General features: G+C 72.1%; 3 protein-coding genes and 1 pseudogene. 3 read left to right on the top strand and 1 reads right to left on the bottom strand.

Going from position 1 to position 2,382, the window contains the following annotated elements; all coding sequences use genetic code 11:
* Positions 1-1,010, bottom strand: a 1,010-nt coding sequence (locus ACVNF4_RS34970) for a serine/threonine-protein kinase (RefSeq protein WP_461806878.1), incomplete at its 3' end; no start/stop codon positions are given.
* Positions 1,011-1,205: 195 nt separating this feature from the next.
* On the opposite strand from ACVNF4_RS34970, the gene ACVNF4_RS34975 reads away from it, so the two are divergent.
* The 3 genes and pseudogenes from ACVNF4_RS34975 to ACVNF4_RS34985 all read left to right on the top strand — a co-directional run.
* Positions 1,206-1,481, top strand: a complete 276-nt coding sequence (locus ACVNF4_RS34975; RefSeq protein WP_461806879.1) for a hypothetical protein — start codon at positions 1,206-1,208, stop codon at positions 1,479-1,481.
* Between the two features lie 196 nt (positions 1,482-1,677).
* Positions 1,678-1,854, top strand: a complete 177-nt coding sequence (locus tag ACVNF4_RS34980; protein ID WP_461806880.1) for a hypothetical protein — start codon at positions 1,678-1,680, stop codon at positions 1,852-1,854.
* A 163-nt stretch (positions 1,855-2,017) separates the two neighbouring features.
* A pseudogene (locus ACVNF4_RS34985) lies at positions 2,018-2,382 on the top strand (aminoglycoside phosphotransferase family protein); the annotation flags it as partial.

Raw genomic sequence — 2,382 nt, forward strand, 5'->3', positions numbered from 1 at the left:
CGCCCGGAGGGCCCCGGCCGGGAGGACGGCCCACCCCGGGACGGCCGAGGCGGCGGAGTCACCCCGGACTGCCGGACACTCCGCTCGGTGTAACTCGCGGTCTCGGAGAGCCGCCCGCTGCCCCGGTCCCCCTCGCCGGTCCGAGGCGCCGGCGCCGGCGCCCGCCCCTCCAGCACAGCCCCCTGAGCCTCCCGCGCGGCGATCTCCTTCAACCGCAGGGACAACTCCAGCGTGCTGGGCCGTTCCTCGGGATCCTTGGCGAGACAGGCCCGCACGAGCGGAGCCAGCGCGTCCGGCACCCCCTGCAACTGAGGTTCCTCGTGCACGACGCGATACAGCATCACCTCCGAACTCCCGTGCCCGAAGGGCGAGTCGGCGGTGGAGGCGTACGCCAGAGTCGCCCCCAGCGAGAACACGTCCGTGGCGGGCGTGACAGCGGCCCCCCGCACCTGCTCCGGCGCGAGGAACCCGGGCGACCCCACAGCCGTCCCGACATGCGTCAGCGTGGACGCACCGGTCGCCCAGGCGATCCCGAAGTCGATGATCCTCGGGCCCTTGGGCGACAGAAGAATGTTGGACGGCTTGAGATCCCGGTGGACGACCCCGGCCTCGTGGACGGCGACGAGCCCCTCCGACAGCGCGGCGCCGATCGAGGCGAGCTCGGCGGCCCCTATCGGCCCCTCGTCGGCGACCTTGTCGTGCAGCGAGGGCCCGGGAACGTACTGCGTGGCGAACCACGGCCGCTCGGCGTCGAGATCCGCGGCGACGAGCCGGGCGGTGCACCCACCCCTGATCCGCCGCGCCGCCGACACCTCACGCGCGAACCGCGACCGGAACTCCTGGTCCTCCGCCAGATCGGGCCGGATCACCTTGAGGGCGACACGCTGGCCCTTCTTGTCGGAACCCAGATAGACGACGCCCATCCCGCCCGCGCCGAGCCGTCTGTGAAGCCTGAACGAGCCGACGACGCGCGGGTCCTCGCGCCTCAGGCGCATCATCGCCATGTTCATCCCCGCTGCCGGTCCGTGTGACGTGGCACAGCTTACGTTTCCACGACCGCCGGTGTGCAGGAGCCGCGCCCTCTCGGCCCGATCGATTGTCAGTGCCGGGTGGGAGACTTGAGGGGTGGTCAGGAGGCGGGCGCGACAACGGATTTCGGCCGTGTCCGGATCTCAACCAGCCGTCACAGAAGGGGGATTGGCGCTGTGAAGGGTGACCGAGTCGAGATAGTCGTGGACGCGGGTGACACGACGCGGACGTACGAGGTGGTGGCCAGCCGGGCGGGCCGCAGGGTGGAGACGGCGGTCCGCAGGGGGGTGGTGGAAGTGAGCGAAGTCACGCGCAGCGGGACGGTCGTCAGGACCGCGCGATTCATGGCGACCAGGGTCCTGGCCCTCGTCGAGCAGCCGGTACCCCGAGAAGCGGAATCGGAGAAAACGTCCCGTAGCGGACACCCCCTCCGGGAAGACCCTGAGACCTAGGACCACGTCTCCACCCAGGGGAGTACACCGCAGGTCGAGGCTCATCCTCCGGGAGGCCCGGCAATCGGTACGAGGGCATGACGCCCACAAGCCGCCGCCCGCCTAAGTTAGAGGTCAAGCGGCGGGTGCAGCACTCGTCCCCCGAGGTCAGGCACCCGCCGCTGCCAACGACAACCGATGTCGGGAAGGAGGAGCCATGGCTTACACGGCACCGCGGAGCACGTACCGCGAGGAGCCCGAGCCCGGCCGTCGTCACCCTCTGACGGCGACGCTGATGGTCCTCCCTCTCGCGGTCCTGCTCTTCGTCGTCTTCGGCGGCTGGGAGACAGTGGCCACACAGGCGTCGTCCGTGGGCGTGATGCTGGGGCGCTGAGCGGCGACCCCAGGCCCGGAAGAGCGGTCCGGGCGGGGACATCCCGACCATGAAACCCCGTGGGGACGGGGGTGCGGCGGACGGCAACAATGCCGGCGCAGCTGGGGAGCTGCGCCGGCATTACCTTTCTCCGCGTACGCCGGCGTCCGCGACGGAAGGCCCCATGACCCTGCTCACCGCCCTCACCTTCAGCCTCCGCACCCGGGCCCACCCCGGCACCCCGCCCTGCGCCTGCCCCACGGCCACCCTCGCGGACCGCCCCGACGCCACCGTCGTCCGCCACGAAGGCACGGTCGCGAAGGCACACGCCCCAGGCACCCCCCTGACGGACCTGACCCCCCGCCTCCGCACGGCCGCCCACCTCCCCGAAACCCTCCTCGCCCCCCTCACCACCACCCCCGTACCCCTGCACGACCGCCTCGTCACCTTCTGGCCCTACGGCACCCCCGTCGACCCCGCCGCCCCCGACGAGGCCCCCTGGGAAGCCGCCGGCGCCCTCCTCGCCCGCCTCCACCGCAGCACCCCGCC

The organism is Streptomyces sp. S6 (assembly GCF_054880855.1).

Coding starts and splice junctions, on each gene's coding strand:
- ACVNF4_RS34980 (WP_461806880.1), top strand. CDS start 1,678: ATGGCTTACACGGCACCGCGGAGCACGTACCGCGAGGAGCCCGAGCCC.